The following is a 17,553-nucleotide window of genomic DNA, read 5'->3' as shown; positions in this document are numbered from 1 at the left end:
CGATGTTTCACGACGTACCCCACTGATTTTTTGTTTTGACGACACGATGCGCATCTGAGTGCGCATCGCACGGAGCTTTCTCATGGCAGACCAACAAGCCGCCGCTTTGCTCGGCGCATTCGCCAAGTTCTTCCCCAACGCCACCACCATCGGCTCGTTCGTCAATGGCGAACTCGTTGAAGGCGCGGGCGAGTCCAGCATCGACATCGTGAACCCGGCCACCGGCCAGACTGTGTTGACGTACCGCGACGCAGGTGCCGCCGTCGTGGCGCAGGCCGCCGATGCCGCGCAGGCCGCACAAAAGACCTGGTGGGCGCTCACGCACGCCGCGCGCGGTCGTGTGATGCAGGCCGTCGGCGCGAAGATTCGCGACAACGCCGAAGCGCTCGCCCAGCTCGAATCCATCGGCGCAGGCAAGCCGATCCGGGATTGCCGTGGCGAAGTCGCCAAGGTGGCGGAGATGTTCGAGTACTACGCCGGCTGGACTGACAAGTTCTTCGGCGACGTCATCCCCGTGCCGAGCACTCACCTGAACTACACGCGTCGCGAAGCCATGGGCGTGGTGTTGCAGATCACGCCGTGGAACGCGCCGGTCTTCACCTGCGGCTGGCAACTGGCCCCGGCGATCGCCATGGGCAACGGCGTGCTGCTCAAGCCGTCGGAACTCACGCCGGCCAGTTCGCTGGTCGTCGCCGCCCTCGCCGAGCAGGCGGGTGTGCCGCGTGGTCTCATCAATGTGCTCGCCGGCTTCGGCCATACGACGGGCCAAGCTGCGATTTCGCATCCGGTCGTCAAGAAGGTCGTGTTCGTCGGCTCGCCGGCGACGGGCAGCAAGATCGCTGCCGCCGCTGCGCAACGTCTGCTGCCGAGCGTGCTGGAACTGGGCGGTAAGTCGGCCAACATCGTGTTCGACGACGCCGACCTCAAGCGTGCGTGCCTCGGTGCACAGGCCGCCATCTTCTCGAGCGCAGGCCAGAGCTGTGTGGCCGGTTCGCGTCTGCTGGTGCAGCGCGGCGTGTACGACCAGATGATCGACATGCTGGCGCGTGGCGCGGAGAAGATTCGCGTGGGCGAGCCGATGGACGACACCACCGAAGTCGGTCCGATCTGCAACCGCACGCAGTACCAGCACGTCATGAACATGATCGACGCAGGCGTGGAAGGCGGTGCGCGTCTGGCTGCCGGTTCGCAGCAACGCAGCGAGGGTGGCTTCTTCGTGCGTCCGACCGTGCTGGCCGATGCCAACAATTCGATGGGCGTGGCCCGTACCGAAATCTTCGGCCCGGTGGTCGTGGCGATTCCGTTCGACACGGAAGAAGAAGCGCTGGCGATTGCCAACGACAGCGAGTTCGGTCTGGCCGGTGCCGTCTGGACGCAGGACGTGGCGCGCGCACACCGTGTGGCGTCGCAGGTCAACGCCGGTACGTTCTGGATCAACGGCTACAAGACGATCAACGTCGCCTCGCCGTTCGGCGGCTATGGCCACAGCGGTTATGGTCGTTCCAGCGGCGTGGAAGCGCTGTATGAGTACACGCAGACGAAGAGCGTCTGGGTCGAGACGGCCGCCAATCCGGCCACGCCGTTCGGCTACGTCTGAGCGTTTCAGTCCACGAGACATCGGGCCGAAACGGGGTTTTTGACCGCGTATAATGCCGCCCTCGGGTGGTTCGGTGCGCGGGGTTGGTAACTACGCTGTTGCTGTCACTAAGGCGTGCCAACATGGCGGGCGTTTAGCCGCCATGTGCCAAAAGTCCGCCGGTGTATCTCGTCATGATCGAATCGACGGGGCTCACCGGACGGACGGCGTGCCGAACTTCCTTAACTACCGAAATGGTGGCCGACCCGCCGGATAGCTGGATGGCGGACGACATCGGACCGGCTCAATAGCAAGTGCAGTGGAGACCCAGATGGCAGTCATGGAACAAAAAGCGGCCAAGCCGCAGGGAGGCGCCTTCAGCGATGGCGTGCGCCTGTATGTTTGGGCAATCGTGATCCTGGTGGTCGCGGAGCTGATCGGCGCGATCAGCATCAATGCCGGTCACGGCAAGATCGTGTTGTTGCCGATGGTCTGGGCCTTGTTGCTCGGCGCGGCGTTGGGCCTGTCGCAGGCGCGCTTGCCGCGTTTCGCACAGATCGACCTCTCGATGCAGCATAAAGCGGCTGCCATTTTGCAACCGGCACTGCTGCTCTTCGTGGCAAAGCTCGGCCTGCTCGTGGGCGGCTCGCTGCCCAAGCTGGTGGCCGCAGGCTGGGCGCTGGTGTTCCAGGAGTTCGGCCACTTCGTCGGCACGATCATTCTGGGCCTGCCGGTCGCACTCATGCTCGGCATCAAGCGCGAAGCCATCGGCGCGACCTTCTCGGTCGGCCGTGAGCCGAGCCTCGCGATCATCGGCGAAAAGTACGGTTTCGACTCGCCGGAAGGCCGTGGCGTGCTGGCCGAGTACCTGACGGGCACCATCTTCGGTGCGGTGTTCATCTCGCTGTTCGCCGGTTTCGTCGCCAGCCTGAACCTGTTCCATCCGCACTCGCTCGCCATGGGCGCCGGTGTGGGTTCGGGTTCGATGATGGCCGCTGCCGCCGGTGCGATTGCTGCACAGCAGACGCCGGAAGTCGCCAAGGAAGTCGCCACGTTCGCCGCTGCGTCGAACCTGATCACGACGACCATCGGCACGTACTTCACGCTGTTCATCTCGCTGCCGCTCGCCGTCTGGGGCTACCGCGTGATGGAGCCGGTGCTGGGCCGCATGAGCAAGCGTGGCCGCGCCAACGCCGAAGCCGCTGCCGTGGCCGATGCCGACGCCGCCAAGGAACTCAAGGAAGCCAGCAAGGCGCACACCGTCGAGATGAACTTCGGCGCGCGTCTGTTCGCATGGTTCTTCTCGGGCGCGCTCGCGCTGGTCGGCAACAGCATGGCCTTCAAGACGCCGTTCCTCGACGGCGTGCCGGGCATGCTGATCATCATCGGTGCTGTGCTGGTGGGTGAAGCGCTGTACTTCGTCACGCGTCGCAAGGTGCCGGCAGTGTGCTGGGTGTCGCTGATCGCCATGTTCCTGACGTCGCCGGCCTTCCCGTTTGCGCCGATCGTCGAGCAGTTCACGGGCAAGATCAACTTCCTGTCGCTGGTCACGCCGATGCTGACCTACGCCGGTCTGTCGGTCGCCAAGGACGTGCCGGCCTTCCGTCGTCTGGGCTGGCGCATCGTGGTCGTGTCGTTCCTCGCGAACGCCGGCACGTTCCTCGGCGCTGCGATCATCGCCGAATTCTTCCACGTGTAATGCCTGACGGCGAACGCGCGACGGTGACAGGTCGCGCTTTCGCAGGCAGTCGGAAGATGCAATAGCTGGAATGCTGGAAAGCGAAGGGCCGGGTTCTGCGGTATGCAGACCCGGCCCTTCGTGTTTTAAGACATGAGGCAATCAGGGCTTCGTCGTGGCGGCATCGGCCTGTGCCCGGTCGTGATAGTAACGTCGGAAGAAACTGCGGATTTCCGCGGGTGAGAGCTTGCCGTCGTGATTGACGTCGATCTCGTCGAAATGCTGGTACAGGAACGGCTCCGATGCGGCGACTTCGTCGCGGCTCAGGTAGCCGTCGCCGTCCTTGTCGGCCGCCTTGAAATAGCGCTCGAATGTGGCGCGACGCGCCTGCAACTGGCTACGCTGATACGCGGCCCATTCGTTGCGGTCGATCTTGCCGTCGTGATTGGTATCGATGGCGTCGAACGAGCGCTGCAGGTACAGACCCAGCGCAGCGTTCTGATCGGCGGCGTCGCCGTAGTCCGGGCCTGCCGTGGGCGGTGGCGGCGGATTCGGCGTTGTCGGTACGACGCCGTTGATGGGGGGCGTGCCCGACTGCGCAAAGCTTGGCATCGCGGCCAGCGATAAAGCGGCCGCGCCCGCACAGACGGTCACGACAGCGAGGGTCCGACGACTGATGCGTCGTGTCTTGAGCGTGCGAAGCGTACGCTGGCGAAGGGTGTCCTGGGAGTTCATATCTCGCTTCTCCATATTGCGGCATCAGATGCGGGGGCCGTGTTCGACCCGCTAGGGGGCGGACAGCGGCGGACGGCGGTGGTCATAGGCCATCGGCACCGATCAACGACGATGGCGATCGTCCGTGATGACGTTACCGATCACACCGCCGACAACGGCACCGCCCACGGTCGTGCCGAGGTCACCCCCCGAGATGAGTGCGCCGCCCAGTGCGCCGACGCCGGCACCGACTGCGGTATTACGCGATTCGCGCGGGGTCATGCCGCCGCAACCGGCCAACGTGCCGATAAGCGCCGCGCCCACGAGGATCGGGGCGGCTGAGCGCGAAAGATGTGAGATGTGCGAGATCCATCGTTGTGTGGTTTTCATGACGCATGACTCCTTCGGTTGGGGCGGCAGCCCCTGGGATTTCAAAAAGCGGCGGGCGCTCAATGCGCGGTGGCCGAGCCGTTCTCCGGCGCTGAGGCCCCGTCGGCCGGGTTTGATTCCCGGTAAGCCGGCGGCGGCGGGGGCGGCGGATACGGGCGTCCCTGCGCGTCGGTCGGATACGGACGGCCATAGGCGTCCGTCGGCGGATAAGGTCGACCGTAGGCATCGGTATTCGGGACCGGTGCGGCCGGTGCCGCGTACGGACTACATGCCGAACCCGGTGCATACGGGGGCGGCCCGCAGTTCGGCTCAGCGGATCGGTACGCTGGATTCGTGCTTTCGTTGCCTCGATACGGCAAGCGCGGCTGTGGTGGCGATTCATACGCGCAACCGGCCAGCGTCAACAATATCGTCGCGAGTCCCACTGCTGAGGACACCTTGGCAAGGTGCACTCTCACGCGATGGGCCGCCTCTGCGTTTGCAACTCCCTCAGGGTTCGTTCTCATCATGACCTCCGTTCGAGCGCGGTGTTTGTCCCACGCTTCGTCATCATGGATTGATTGGAATGGCTTGAATGGTTTAAGGGGATGACTGAAGTTGGACGTGGATTGCGGGATTTGGATCGCTGCATCTTGTAAATCTTTGTAATTGCCTCGCAATGCGCCGTCCTGTGGGGCTTTGTACGGATATTGCATTGCACACAATTCGTCGAGTGTAGGATGGAGTCCGAAATAAAGTAAGAATGCGCTGACAGCGTATGCCTACGACGCGAATCACGCGCGCGTCGACGCCACAATCAAACGCTCAATCAAACGGTCAATCAAACGGTCAATCAGATACGCAAAGTGCGTACTCGTATGCGTATCAATCGACCTCCGTGCCGGACTTCCGTGTTCTTCCGTATTCGTCCGTATTCATTCAAGTATTCGCGTTCATATACGAAACGCATGGGGCATCGACACCGTTTCCATGCGTGAAATGCATGACATCGAAATTGTTCAATTTTGAAATATCTGACGAGAGATGTCAGGCAAGAAGCGACGTCCTGCCCCCATGCGGGCAATGTGCGGCAACCCGACGCATTACGCGATGTCTGTCATCGCAATTCGCGTTGTGTGCGTGGAAATACCGGGAAAATCCGGGGGAGTGTTTGCGCTTAGTTTTCGCCGCAAGCTGCGTTTGCACTGGCATACTGTGCGCGCTGACATTGTGTATCGACGTCAGCGGGAGTTGAGAATTAACGATCGAGGTGCCCCGCCTAACGGTGCAGGCTCACATATGCCACAAGTCAAGAAAGAAGACATTCGTCTCGCCATTCTCGAAGCCTCGCATGCCCTGTTTCTCGAAAAAGGGTATGTGGACACCACAATGGTGCAGATCGCCAAGCGTGCCGGAATTTCGCACGCGAACATTTACAGCTACTTCACTGCGAAGCTGCAAGTCTTCTTCTGTGTCTACGACAAATGGTTCAAGGCGCGCATCACGGCCCTTGAGTCGGAAGTCATGTCGGCACACGGCCCGCATGCCCGCATGCGCGCGCTGCTCGCCGGCTTGCTGGTCGACACGCCGAGGCTCGACAACGGCTTCTCGCACAATCTGGTGCAGGCGCTCTCCACGGTGACGCCGGGCGACCCGTACGATCCGTCGCTGCTTCAGTGGTTCAGGGAACGTTTGTCGGCGATGCTGGCGGCCTGTGCGCCGAGTCTGGCACGTGACGGTGTGCGACGCGCGCGTCTTATCGACATGCTCGTGCTGACTTTCGACGGGTGCCTCGTTAACTACCATGTCAACCCGGCCTCGCTGCCGGACGTGGCCATGCTCGAAGAGTACGTTGCTGCCTTCCTGTCGACGGAGCCCGCCGAGTCGGCGCCCGCGCCGCAGGGGGCAGATTCGGTGACGGCGTCCGGCACGACAGCGACAGCCTGAACAGGACGCCGATGCGATCACTTCCCTGGACAGCCCTTAATCTCGGACGAAAGCTCAAATTTCACCAGCTTCAGGTCTTCGACCGCGTGCTCGAAACGGGCTCGCTCGTGCGCGCCGCGAATGAAACCGGCCTCACGCAGCCTGCGGTGAGCAAGATCGTGCATGAGCTGGAAGCCTGTTTCGAAGGCCCGCTCTTCGTACGCAGCAACCGCGGCATGCAGCCGACCGAACTCGGCGAGTTGCTGGGCCATCGCGTGAAGTCGCTGATGGCCGAACTGCGTTATCTGACGGACGAAGTGAACGCGTTCAGCGCAGGCACGAGCGGGCATGTGATCGTCGGCACGCTCATTTCAGCCGCCGCCGACCTGCTGCCGCGCACGATCGCCATGCTCAAGGAGCGTACGCCGGGCGTGCTGGTGACGGTGCGTGAAGCGACGACCGCACAGCTCTTCCCGGCGCTGGCCAGCGGCGATCTGGATATCGTGGTGGGACGCTTGCCTGAGCGCTCGCTGCCGGTGGCCAACGCCTTCGCCCTGACGCACGAAATTCTCTTCAACGAATCGCTCAGCGTGATCGGCGGCAAGCGTCACTGGACGCACCTGCCGGACCGTGTACCGCTCGCCGAACTGCGCGAAGGCGCGTGGATTCTGCCGGTGCCCGAGTCGCCCTCGCGGCTGGCGGCGGAGCGTCTGTTTCACGATGCCGGGCTCGCGTTGCCGGAGGACGTCGTGGAATCGCTCTCCGTGCTGACCAACATCGGCCTGATGCTGGAGACGCCTCGCGTCGCGCTGATGCCGCGTGCGGCGGCGACACCGTTCGTGGAGTCGGGCTTGCTGCGCGTGCTGGCCGACACGATGTCGGGCAGCTTCGGCGACGTCGGCTATTCGCTGCGTACGGACAAGTCACCCAGCCCGGCCTGTGCGCGATTCGTCGCCTGTCTGCGTGAGGTCTGTGGTCTCAAGCCATAGCGGCTGTGGCGGTCGAGGAACCCGGAAAAAGGGCGTGCCGACGAATCGGCACGCCCTTTTTTCATCACGCGAGCGCAAGGACTTACAGGCGCGCGAGCGAAGACACCAGCCCCGGGTTCTGTTGCACCAGCCGTATCAGACAGGCGGCCTGGGCGTTCGGGCGCGCGCGCCCTTGCTCCCAGTTCTCCAGCGTACGGGGATTGGTCCGGAGATAGTGGGCGAAGACGTTACGGGACATGCCCAGATGTTTGCGCAGGGCAAGCAACTCGTCGGGAAAGACTTCCAGCTTGGGAAGCGGTGTACGCGGCAACTCCTTGATGTTGAGCGGGAGGTCCGCAGGGAGCCCGTTCTTGACGTGAGCAGGCTCGGCAGGCGGCGGCGCACCGGTGTCCTGCGTGAGCAGCCAGCGGAAGGGATTCGAAGGCGTATTGGTGTAAGCCATAGTCCTGACCGGTGTCGTTAGTTGTTGATCGGGTGCGCTTGCAAAGGCAATCAAGCGGAGCCGATTGCACCACATCCATTTGCTGGGTGCTTTCACAAAACACTCCCGATTTTCGCGTCTGACACCTATCGAGTACTACGCACCTCGTGGAGACGAGGTGCCGTAGAGTGTACGCAGACAGGGGATGCGCGTGGCTTGGCGCGCGTCTCAGACGCCGAGGTAGGCCTGCAATTCCGGCAACGACTGACGCAGCTTCGACGAGTCGCCTTGCCACGCCACACGGCCCTTATCGACGATGTAGTGCTGGTCGCCGAGTTCGAGCATCGGGGCCAGATTCTTGTCGATGCAGAGGATCGACAGGCCGCTGCCTTTAAGTTGCTTCAGGCATTGCCAGATTTCACCGCGAATGAGCGGTGCGAGGCCTTCCGTTGCTTCGTCCAGAATGAGCAATTTCGGATTCGTCATCAATGCACGGCCGATGGCGAGCATCTGCTGTTCGCCGCCGGACAGATTGCTGCCGAGGTTTTTTTCCCGTTCGCGCAGACGCGGAAACAGGCCGTAAATGCGCTCCAGCGTCCACGGCGACGCCGCGCCATGGCGGTTACCGGCCGTCGCCACGAGGTTCTCGCGCACGGTGAGCGTGGGGAAGATCTGGCGGCCTTCGGGGACCAACCCCATGCCGGCCCGCGCAATCCGATGCGAAGGACTGGCGTGGACCGGCTGCCCGTCGAACACGATTTCGCCGCGTGCGGGGCGCATCAGCCCCGTCATCGACCTCACGGTGGTCGTCTTGCCCATGCCGTTACGCCCGAGCAGGGTGACGAAAGCACCGCGCTCGATATTCAGTTGCATGCCGAACAGCGCCTGACTCGCGCCGTAGTAGGACTCGACGCCGGATAAAGACAACAAGGTGCTCATGCCGTCGCTCCCAGCATTTCGTTGCGGGTTTCGTCCCCGAGATAGGCTTCGCGCACGCCCGCATCGTTGCGGATGGTGTCGGCGTCGCCACAGGCGATGGCGCGTCCGTAGACGAGCACCGTGATGCGGTCGGCCAGCGCAAATACGGCGTCCATGTCGTGTTCCACGAGCACGATGCCGTAGTCGCCCTTGAGGTCGGCAAGCAGATGCGTCATCTGTTCGGACTCCGCCTGCGACATACCGGCCATCGGCTCGTCGAGCAGCAGCAGTTTCGGACGGCCGGCCAACGCCATCGCCAGTTCGAGCTGACGGTGTTCACCGTGCGCGAGCGCGCTGGCGGGTACGTTCATGCGGGCGGCCAGCCCGGTGCGCGCCAGAATCTCGCGCGCCGGCTCGACCAGCGCCGCTTCGCGAATCGCCGGACGCCAGAAGCCGAAGCTATGCCCCTGCATCGCCTGCACGGCGACGAGCACATTCTCCAACGCCGTGAATTCCCGGAAGACCGAGGTGATCTGATACGAGCGCGCCAACCCGGCCCGCGCACGTTGCTCGATGGGCATCGTCGTGATGTCGTGCCCGTCGAAATGAATGCTGCCCTCGTCGGAGCGCAGCTCGCCCGCCAGTTGGCCGATGAGCGTGCTCTTGCCCGCGCCGTTCGGTCCGATGATGGCGTGCAGTTCGCCCGGTGCGACGTCGAGACAGAAGTGATCGGTGGCGGTCAGTCCGCCGTAGCGTTTGACCAGTTGGTCGACACGAAGGAGGCTCATGCTTTGCCCTCCACGGTGCGCGTGCGACGCGACAGACGCACTTGCAGATCGCCCAGCAGCCCATACAGACCGCGGCGCGAGACCAGCACTGCCACCACGATGAGCGGCCCGAAGATGATCATCCAGTGCTCCGTCATGCCCTTGAGCCATTCCTCGATGAGCAGCATCGCGGCACTCCCCAGCACCGGCCCGAAGAACGAGCCGAGGCCACCCAGCACGACCATCACGATCAGCTCGCCCGAGGCGGTCCACGCCATGTAGGCCGGCGAGACGAAATGCGTGAGATTGGCGTACAGCATGCCCGAGACCCCACAAACCATCGCGCTGATGACGTAGGCCACGAGCTTGTAGCGCAGCGTCGGATAGCCGAGCGCACGCATGCGGCGGTCGTTCTGACGCGCGCCGCGAATCACCATGCCGAAGCGCGCTTCGACCAGTCGACGGCCCCCCCACACGCACAGACACAGCACGGCGAACGCGACGTAGTACAGCACCGCCGGGTCGTCGAGCGTCACACTGCCGAAGCGGCTACCCGCGTTGACGGGCAGGCCGTCGTCGCCGCCGTACTGCTTCAGGCTCACGGCGAGGAAGTAGAACATCTGCGCGAACGCCAGCGTGATCATGATGAAGGCGATGCCGGTCGTGCGCAGCGACAGCAGGCCGGTGAGCGCGCCGACGAGCGCGCACAGCACCAGCGTCACGCCCAGATGCAGGAAGCCGTTGTCGATGCCGTGGAAGCTCATGATGCCCACGACATACGCGCCGAGGCCCAGATACAGGGCATGACCGAAGCTGACCATGCCGCCGTAGCCGAGAATCAGATCGAGCGAGACGGCCGCGATGGCGAACACCACGATGCGGCCGAACAGGGTGAGGAAGAACGGTTGCTGAGCAAACGTCGCGTAAAGGGGCACCAGCGCTAGCAGGACCAGCAGCAGTATCGGCACGGCGGTGCGTAGGTTGAGTTTCATTTCCATCGTTTCCATCGTCAGCCGTGTTTCACCGGGAAGAGGCCTTGCGGACGCACCGCCAGAACCGCCGCCATTACAAGATAGATCAGCATCGACGCCAGCGCGGGGCCGGCGGTGTCGGCCGTGCTGCGCTCCATCATGCTGCGCAGTATCGAGGGCAGCGCGGTGCGGCCCAGCGTGTCGACCACACCGACAATCAGCGCTGCGAGGAACGCCCCGCGCACCGAGCCGATGCCACCGATCACGATCACGACCATCGTCAGAATCAGGATCGGCTCGCCCATGCCCGGTTGCACCGACAGAATCGGCCCGGCCATGAGACCGGCGATACCGGCGAGAATCGCGCCCAGCCCGAACAGCAGCGAGTTGAGCAGCACGATGTTTACGCCGAGCGCGCCGACCATCTGACGGTGCGTCGAGCCTGCGCGAATCAGCATGCCGATACGGGTGCGGTGAATCAGCAGGTAGCAGCCGAGCGCGACGACAAGACCCACGACGATGATGAGGAAGCGATACGCCGGATAGTCGAGACCGAAGAGGTTGACTGTGCCGGAGAGCCATTCGGGCACTTCCATGTAGTACGGCGACGGGCCCCAGATCATGCGCGCCAGTTCGTTGAAGAACAGGATCAGACCGAAGGTCGCGAGCACCTGATCGAGGTGATCGCGGTCATAGAGTGTCTTGAGTGCGACGAATTCGACGATCAGGCCGATGAGCAGCATGGCAGGCACGATCGCGATGGCGGCCAGTGCGAACGACCCGGTGTAGTTGTAGACGGTGGCGGCGATGAACGCACCCATCATGTACAGCGAGCCGTGCGCGAGGTTCACGAAGTTCATGATGCCGAACACCAGCGTGAGGCCCGCGGCCATCAGGAACAGCAGCACCCCGAGTTGCAGCCCGTTCAGGCACTGCATGATGAAAAGCGTCAGGCTCATGTCGCCTCCCGGGGCAGGCCCATCTGACGGAAGATGGCTTGCGTGAGCGGGCTTTGCGCATCGTTCAACGTGAGCACGATATCGAAGTGGTTCGTGCCGGGCATCGGGACGTACTCGCCCGTGTAACCCTTCTCGCGCCACGCGGCGAGATAGTCGTCGGTCTGGCGCTTGAACTCGGGTGTCTCCGTCTCGCCGTAAGACACGACGAGCGGACAGCCGCGCAAGGGCAGGCGGAAGAACGGGCTATTGCGTTGTGCGTCGTCTGCCGAGAGCTTCATCCATTCGTTGATATGCGTGAACGGAATCGGCGTGAGGTCGAACAGGCCGGACAGCGGGGCCGCGCCCGCGACGACATCCTCGGGCACACCGTATTCGGCATGCCAGCCCTGCGCGAGCAGCATGCCGACGAGATGACCGCCGGCCGAGCTGCCGCAAATATGAATGCGGCGCGCGTCGCCATGATGCTCGCCGATGTGACGATGGACCCACGCGAGGGCGCGACGCGTCTGGTCGACGATGGTGTCGAGCGACGCGCCCGGCGCGAGCGAATAGTTGACGGTGACGACGGTGGCACCCGCTTGCGTGAACGCCGGGGCCATGTTGCTCGAATCGCTCTTGTTCAGCGCGCGCCAGTAGCCGCCGTGAACGAAGAAGAACACCGGCGCGCCGGGCTGCGGCGCGGGGAAGATGTCGAGCGTTTCGTCGGGGTGGTCCCCGTAGGCGACATCGAGCACGCAAGGCACGGTGGCGCGGGCATGCGCGCTCTGCTCGGCGTATTGCGTGAGGATGTCGAGAATGTTGGGGGTGGTGGCGCGAGCGTTGTACTGAACATCCAGCTCGGCTTCGTCGAAATTGCGGTAGCGCTTCATAAACCCTCGATAGTGCTCAAAGACCGCGGGGGCAGGGCGCCCCCGCTTTACTGCATTGCACAACGTTGAGCGGCTTACGAGCGGATCTTGCACATCGACGCGAGGTTGGCGCGCGTCTTGATATCGATCTTGCCCTTGTTCGCGAAGGCGGCGCCGCTGCCGTCCTTCACCACATCCACGCGATAGAACGGCGCAATGGGGAACTGGTTGCTGGCGAACTTGAACGATCCACGCACCGACTGGAAGTCGGCGGACTTGAGCGCGGCGCGCAGCGCCTCGCGGTCGGTCACGCTGCCCTTCGTCTTGGTCAGCGCGGAGTCGATCAGGTTCGCAGCGTCGTACGACTGCGCGGCGTACATCGACGGCACACGGTTGTACTTCTTCTGGAAGGCCGCAACGAATTGCTTGTTCTGCGCGTTGTCGAGGTCGGGCGAGTAGGGCGCGCTGGTGATGCTGCCCACGGCCTGTTCCTTCAATGCGGGCAGGGTCGAGCCGTCGATGGTCGACACCGAGATCAGCGGAATCTTGCCGAGCAGACCCGCCTGACGGTACTGCTTGACGAAGTTCACGCCCATACCGCCCGGATAGAACACGTAGACGGCGTCCGGCTTGGCGGCGGCGAGTTGCGCGATTTCAGCCGAATAGTCGGGCTGGTTGACCTGCGTGTACACCTCGTCGACGATCTGGCCCTTGTAGTCGCGCTTGAAGCCGTTCACGGCGTCGCGTCCGGCCTGATAGTTCGGGGCCATCACATACATCTTCTTGTAGCCGAGATCGGTCGAGAGCTGACCGCCGGCTTCATGCAGTTCGTCGTTGTCCCACGAGGTCGAGAAGAAGTTCGGCGAGCATTGTTCGCCCGCAATCGGCGTCGGGCCGGCGTTCGAGCCGACCATGACCACGCCCGCGTTCGTCACGTTCTTGTGGATGGCCATCATCACGTTCGAGAACGTCACGCCGGTGATGAGCGAGACCTTGTCGCGCTCCACCAGTTTGGTCGCTGCCTGCACGCCGACGTCCGGCTTGAGCTGGTCGTCTTCCTTGATCACCTGCACCGGCACGCCGCCGAGCTTGCCGCCCTTTTGCTCGATGGCGAGCATGAAGGCGTCGTACTGGTCCTGCCCGAGCGCGCCGCCCGGGCCGGAGAGTGTGCCGATGAAGCCGATCTTCACCTGTGCATGGGCACCGCCCGAGGCGAACATCGCGGCAGCTGCGGCGATGGCACCCAATACTGCGATGGCTTTACGTTGCGTGGTCTTCGTTCCCGTCATCATGGTCTCCAAACGATGAATTCAAGCACTGTCAGCTGCGGACTCGCGCCGGGATACTTGACCGCTTCTTCACGTCGGTCATGGCAGGCCAGGCGCGTCAGACTAATTCAAAACTTCCAGAATTGTTTAAGCATCAAATATTTCTATGCCCAGCCTAAACGACGCCTTTTGCGTAGGCAAGCATTTTTAAAATCACCTCGGGAAAGCACCAGTCACAGCCCGAAGAACTCGACGGCATTCCCAGCCAGAATGCGGTGCCGTGCGTTGTCGTCGAGGCCCGGCTGATTTGCCACCAGACGCCCGATGTCCTGCTCGCCGAGCGGGAACGGGTGGTCGGAGCCGAGCATGATGCGCTCCACGCCCATCGTGTCCACCAGTAGGCGCAGGGCGCGCGGGTCGAACACAGCGCTGTCCACGTAGAAGCGGTCCAGATAGTGCGATGGCGGGTGCGGGCTGTCGGCGCGCACGATGTCGCGGCAATGCCAGGCGTTCTCGGCGCGGCCGAGCAGGTACGGGAAAGCACCGCCGCCGTGCGCGAAGCACAGCTTGAGCGAGCGCGGCAGGCGTTCGAACGCGCCTGAGAGGATCAGCGAGAGGATCGACAGTTGCGTCTCGGCGGGCATGGCCACGAGCCACGGCATCATCCACTTCTTCATGCGGCCGTCGGTCATCATGTCCCACGGATGCACCAGCACGGGGATGTGCTCGTCGCCGCAGTGCCGCAAAAACGCCACGAGTTGTTCGTCGTCCAGATCTTTTTCACCGAGGTGATTACCGATCTGCACGCCGACGTGGCCGGTGGCCTTGGCGCGCGACGCCTCAGTGCACGCCAGATCAAGGTCTTGCAGCGGCACCTGTGCCATGGCCTTCAGGCGGTTAGGGGCGTAGGCGCAGTGCTCCAGCGCGAGATCGTTCATGCGCTGGACCCAGTCCATGACGGCACGCCCGTCGTAGCGGTAGCCGAACATGATCGGCGTGGCGCAGACGACTTGCAGGTCGACGGCGTGGCGATCGAGTTCTTCGATGCGCAGCGACGGGTCCCACAGGGCGCGGTAGACCGGACGGAAGGCGCGATTGTCCAGCATGATGTTGCCGGTCTCGCCGCTTTCGTCGATTCGCAGCCACGGGGCGGTAGCGGCGTCGAGGCGGGCCGCTTCTTCCTGCGTGATGCGCGGGAAGAAGTGGGCGTGCATGTCGATTTTCTTCATGACGTGACGTGTGAGTGTCTGTGTTCGGCGTGGCGGCTCAGGCTGCCGTTGTCTTGGGGTGTGCCGCGCGCCCCGGGTGGATCTCGCCACAACCCGGGCAGCGACGCAGTGTTTCGTTGCCGTAGAACGCTTCGAAGAGCGGCGGCAGATCGGTCACGATGCTCTTGAGTTGCACTTCCACGCGATGCACCAGCGTGCCGCAGCTCAGGCAGTACCACTCGAAGCCGTCGAGCAGGCCGGCCGGGCGCTGACGCTCGATCACGAGACACAGGCTGCCTTCCTCGGGACGCTGCGGCGAGTGGCGCACATGCGGCGGCAACAGGAAGATGTCGCCTTCCTTGAGATCGACGCGCTCAGGTCTGCCGTCGATCCAGAGATTGACCCAGGCATTGCCCTTGAACTGATAAAAGAACTCTTCGAGCGGATCGTCGTGATAGTCGGTGCGATGGTTCGGACCGCCCACGACCGTCACGATGAAATCGCTGTCCTGCCAGACTTGCTGGTTACCGACCGGCGGCTTGAGCAGGTGCGCGTGATCGTCGATCCAGCGCTGGAAATTGAACGGCTTGCCATACGTCAACATGCTTGTCTCCCGGGTCATGTCGCGCAATGTTATGTGTGCGTGCGAGTGTGCGTGAACGAAGCGAAGCGAAGCGGCGGCTCAGCGTGCGCGCGGCGCATAGGCCACGCACTTGATTTCGATGAGCAGCAGCGGATGCGGCAACTGATGCACGGCCACCGTCGTGCGGGTGGGACCGTTCTCGTCGAAGTACTCGCCGTACACCTCGTTGTAGCCGCCGAAGTCGTTCATGTTCACGAGGAACGAACCGACTTCCACGACGTCCGCCAGTGTCGCGCCAACGCTCGCGAGAATGTCGCGAATGTTCTCGATGACGGCGCGCGTCTGCTCGCGAATATCGAGTTGGGTAACGCCCAGCGCATCGACCTGCGCACCGGCATACGAGTTATCGGGGCGTCGCGAGCTGGTGCCCGAGACGAACAGGAAGTCGCCCGCGCGCTTGATGTGCGGGAACTTGCCGCGCGGCTTGGCCTTGCCTTCAACGACGCGGGCTTGCGTGTTTTGCGATGCGCTCATGGATTCGAGTCTCCGTTGTGTTCTTTTGACGGGACGGCGCGCGGGTGCGGCAGCCTCGACCCCCATCGAGATTGCCGCACCGTCGCCTCCCTACATGGCTATGACGTACCGCGTTGTTTATAGCTTGATGCAGATGTTGGTGATTTCGGAATAAAAATCGAGCGAGTGACGTCCGCCTTCGCGGCCGAGGCCCGAGAGCTTCACGCCGCCGAACGGCGTGCGCAGATCTCGCAGGAACCACGTATTGACCCACACGAGACCGGTCTGGAACTGACGCGCCACGCGGTGCGCGCGCGACAGGTTCGTCGTCCACACACAACCGGCGAGGCCGTAGTCGCTGTCGTTCACGCGACGGATGACTTCGTCCTCGCTGTCGAACGGGGCGATGTGGCACACCGGGCCGAAGATCTCTTCGCGCACACAGCGGGCCGTGTCGGGGAGTCCCGTCCAGACCGTCGGCTGCACGAAAGCGCCTTCGTCGCGGGCGTCGCCAAAGACCGGCACACCGCCGCCGGTGACGACCGTCGCGCCTTCCTCGACAGCCAGCTGATAGTACGAGAGCACCTTCTCGCGATGCTTGCGAGAAACGAGCGGACCCATCTGCACGCCTTCCGCGTTCGGTGCGTCGATGCGCAACGCGGCGGCGCGCTCGGCGATGGCGGCGACGAAACGGTCGAAGATCGGGCGTTCGACGTAGACGCGTTCCGAGCACAGGCAGACCTGACCGGCGTTGGTGAAAGACGAGCGCACCACGCCGTCGACCGCTTTGTCGAAGTCGGCGTCGGCGAAGACCACGGCGGCGTTCTTGCCGCCCAGCTCGAACGAGATTTCCTTAACCCCGTCGGCCACGGCTTTCATGATGGCACTGCCGGTGCGCGATTCGCCGGTGAAGGTGATGGCGGACACGTCCGGGTGCTTTGTCAGAAACTCACCGGCCGAGTTGGGACCGAAGCCATGCACGAGGTTGAAGACACCGGGCGGCACACCGGCGGCGTCCATGACTTCGGCGAGCAGGGTGGCCGATGAGGGCGTTTCTTCCGAGGGCTTCGCGACGACGCAGTTGCCCATGGCAAGCGCCGGGGCCACCTTCCACGTGAAGAGCAGCAGCGGCAGGTTCCACGGCGAGATGATGCCGATGACGCCCAGCGGCTTGCGGGTGATGTAGTTCATCACGTCGCCGCCATCGGCTGCGCGCATTTCGTAGACTTCGCTGCCCGCCGTCTTGATGAGGTCGGCAAACATGCGGAAGTTGGCGATGCCGCGCGCGATGTCGAGCGTGCGGGCCTGTTCCTCGGGGCGGCCGGTGTCGGCCACTTCCGCGGCGACGAACTCGTCGAAACGCGCCTGAATGCCATCGGCGATACGGTGCAGCACGGCCGCGCGCTCGGCGGGCGTGGTCTTGCCCCACGGGCCGTCGTGCAGGGCGCGACGGGCGGCGCTCACGGCGCGCTCGACGGTAGCGGCGTCGGCTTCGCACACTTTGGCAACGAGGTGGCCGTCCACCGGGCTGACGTTATCGAACTGGCGATCGGTGGCGACGAATGCGCCATCCACGTAATGCCGCAGCAGCGGCGCAGTCGCAAGGCTCACGAGGTCTCCTGGAGCGGATTGTTTTGCGGGGCGGCAGATCGCCGGTGACGCTTTGCGCCACGGCACCACCGCCGGATGCTCACAAGTCTAGGCAACCGTCGATATAAAAAATAATGAAATCTATCGTGGCGTCTATTCCTTAATGGAATAGATGAGGGGAAGGTGCGTGAAGCGCTTCTGGGAGTATCCCGTCGCAGTCGTTAGGATGCCGCCCGAACGGCACCTATGCCGTGT

Annotated in this window: 17 protein-coding genes; 4 read left to right on the top strand and 13 right to left on the bottom strand. The window is 63.5% G+C overall.

Features of this window, described 5'->3' with window-relative positions; all coding sequences use genetic code 11:
• Positions 1-82 precede the first annotated feature (82 nt).
• Positions 83-1,597: an aldehyde dehydrogenase family protein gene (locus PAQ31011_RS17725; RefSeq protein WP_150577065.1), complete on the top strand. Its 1,515-nt coding sequence runs from the start codon at positions 83-85 to the stop codon at positions 1,595-1,597.
• Positions 1,598-1,907: 310 nt separating this feature from the next.
• The gene (locus PAQ31011_RS17720; protein WP_150577064.1) at positions 1,908-3,275 is read left to right on the top strand and encodes a DUF3100 domain-containing protein; all 1,368 of its coding nucleotides are present in this window, start codon (positions 1,908-1,910) and stop codon (positions 3,273-3,275) included.
• A 141-nt stretch (positions 3,276-3,416) separates the two neighbouring features.
• Here PAQ31011_RS17720 and PAQ31011_RS17715 read toward each other — a convergent pair whose 3' ends face one another.
• Both PAQ31011_RS17715 and PAQ31011_RS17710 read right to left on the bottom strand, forming a co-directional pair.
• Positions 3,417-3,989, bottom strand: a complete 573-nt coding sequence (locus tag PAQ31011_RS17715; protein ID WP_174990175.1) for an EF-hand domain-containing protein — start codon at positions 3,987-3,989, stop codon at positions 3,417-3,419.
• A 102-nt stretch (positions 3,990-4,091) separates the two neighbouring features.
• Entirely contained in the window at positions 4,092-4,358 is a 267-nt protein-coding gene (locus tag PAQ31011_RS17710) for a glycine zipper 2TM domain-containing protein (protein ID WP_150577062.1), read from the bottom strand.
• A 1,278-nt stretch (positions 4,359-5,636) separates the two neighbouring features.
• Between PAQ31011_RS17710 and PAQ31011_RS17705 the strand changes: the two genes are divergently transcribed.
• On the top strand, positions 5,637-6,284 hold the full coding sequence (locus PAQ31011_RS17705) for a TetR/AcrR family transcriptional regulator (protein ID WP_174990174.1): 648 nt from the start codon (positions 5,637-5,639) through the stop codon (positions 6,282-6,284).
• A gap of 11 nt (positions 6,285-6,295) precedes the next feature.
• On the top strand, positions 6,296-7,252 hold the full coding sequence (locus tag PAQ31011_RS17700) for a LysR substrate-binding domain-containing protein (protein WP_150577060.1): 957 nt from the start codon (positions 6,296-6,298) through the stop codon (positions 7,250-7,252).
• A gap of 82 nt (positions 7,253-7,334) precedes the next feature.
• On the opposite strand, the gene PAQ31011_RS17695 is transcribed toward PAQ31011_RS17700, so the two are convergent.
• From PAQ31011_RS17695 to PAQ31011_RS17645, 11 genes are all read right to left on the bottom strand, one after another.
• A complete protein-coding gene (locus tag PAQ31011_RS17695) occupies positions 7,335-7,694 on the bottom strand; it encodes a helix-turn-helix domain-containing protein (protein WP_150577059.1) in 360 nt (119 codons plus the stop codon).
• 207 nt (positions 7,695-7,901) lie between these two features.
• Positions 7,902-8,612 (bottom strand): ABC transporter ATP-binding protein, encoded by a 711-nt coding sequence (locus PAQ31011_RS17690; RefSeq protein ID WP_039396980.1) that lies wholly within the window; start codon positions 8,610-8,612, stop codon positions 7,902-7,904.
• The gene (locus PAQ31011_RS17685) at positions 8,609-9,379 is read right to left on the bottom strand and encodes an ABC transporter ATP-binding protein (protein WP_150577058.1); all 771 of its coding nucleotides are present in this window, start codon (positions 9,377-9,379) and stop codon (positions 8,609-8,611) included. The genes PAQ31011_RS17690 and PAQ31011_RS17685 overlap by 4 nt, the downstream gene beginning before the upstream one ends.
• Positions 9,376-10,350, bottom strand: coding sequence for a branched-chain amino acid ABC transporter permease (locus PAQ31011_RS17680; RefSeq protein ID WP_150577057.1), 975 nt, complete (start codon positions 10,348-10,350; stop codon positions 9,376-9,378). Before PAQ31011_RS17680 ends, PAQ31011_RS17685 begins: the two co-directional genes overlap by 4 nt.
• Positions 10,351-10,367: 17 nt before the next feature.
• Complete coding sequence (locus PAQ31011_RS17675; RefSeq protein WP_039396985.1) at positions 10,368-11,288, bottom strand: branched-chain amino acid ABC transporter permease; 921 nt, start codon at positions 11,286-11,288, stop codon at positions 10,368-10,370.
• The gene (locus PAQ31011_RS17670) at positions 11,285-12,157 is read right to left on the bottom strand and encodes an alpha/beta hydrolase (RefSeq protein WP_150577056.1); all 873 of its coding nucleotides are present in this window, start codon (positions 12,155-12,157) and stop codon (positions 11,285-11,287) included. The genes PAQ31011_RS17675 and PAQ31011_RS17670 overlap by 4 nt, the downstream gene beginning before the upstream one ends.
• A gap of 74 nt (positions 12,158-12,231) precedes the next feature.
• Positions 12,232-13,425: an ABC transporter substrate-binding protein gene (locus PAQ31011_RS17665; RefSeq protein ID WP_150577282.1), complete on the bottom strand. Its 1,194-nt coding sequence runs from the start codon at positions 13,423-13,425 to the stop codon at positions 12,232-12,234.
• A gap of 212 nt (positions 13,426-13,637) precedes the next feature.
• Complete coding sequence (locus tag PAQ31011_RS17660; RefSeq protein WP_150577055.1) at positions 13,638-14,633, bottom strand: amidohydrolase family protein; 996 nt, start codon at positions 14,631-14,633, stop codon at positions 13,638-13,640.
• A gap of 37 nt (positions 14,634-14,670) precedes the next feature.
• Positions 14,671-15,216: a 3-hydroxyanthranilate 3,4-dioxygenase gene (locus tag PAQ31011_RS17655; protein WP_150577054.1), complete on the bottom strand. Its 546-nt coding sequence runs from the start codon at positions 15,214-15,216 to the stop codon at positions 14,671-14,673.
• A gap of 78 nt (positions 15,217-15,294) precedes the next feature.
• Positions 15,295-15,729, bottom strand: coding sequence for a RidA family protein (locus PAQ31011_RS17650; protein ID WP_150577053.1), 435 nt, complete (start codon positions 15,727-15,729; stop codon positions 15,295-15,297).
• A gap of 117 nt (positions 15,730-15,846) precedes the next feature.
• Positions 15,847-17,319, bottom strand: a complete 1,473-nt coding sequence (locus PAQ31011_RS17645; protein ID WP_150577052.1) for a 2-hydroxymuconic semialdehyde dehydrogenase — start codon at positions 17,317-17,319, stop codon at positions 15,847-15,849.
• Positions 17,320-17,553 lie beyond the last annotated feature (234 nt).

The sequence above is a fragment of the Pandoraea aquatica genome (assembly GCF_902459565.1).
In the GTDB taxonomy this organism is placed as follows: Bacteria; Pseudomonadota; Gammaproteobacteria; order Burkholderiales; family Burkholderiaceae; genus Pandoraea; species Pandoraea aquatica.
The sequence above is the reverse complement of the archived record's forward strand: the minus strand, read 5'-3'. Positions and strand labels throughout refer to the sequence as shown.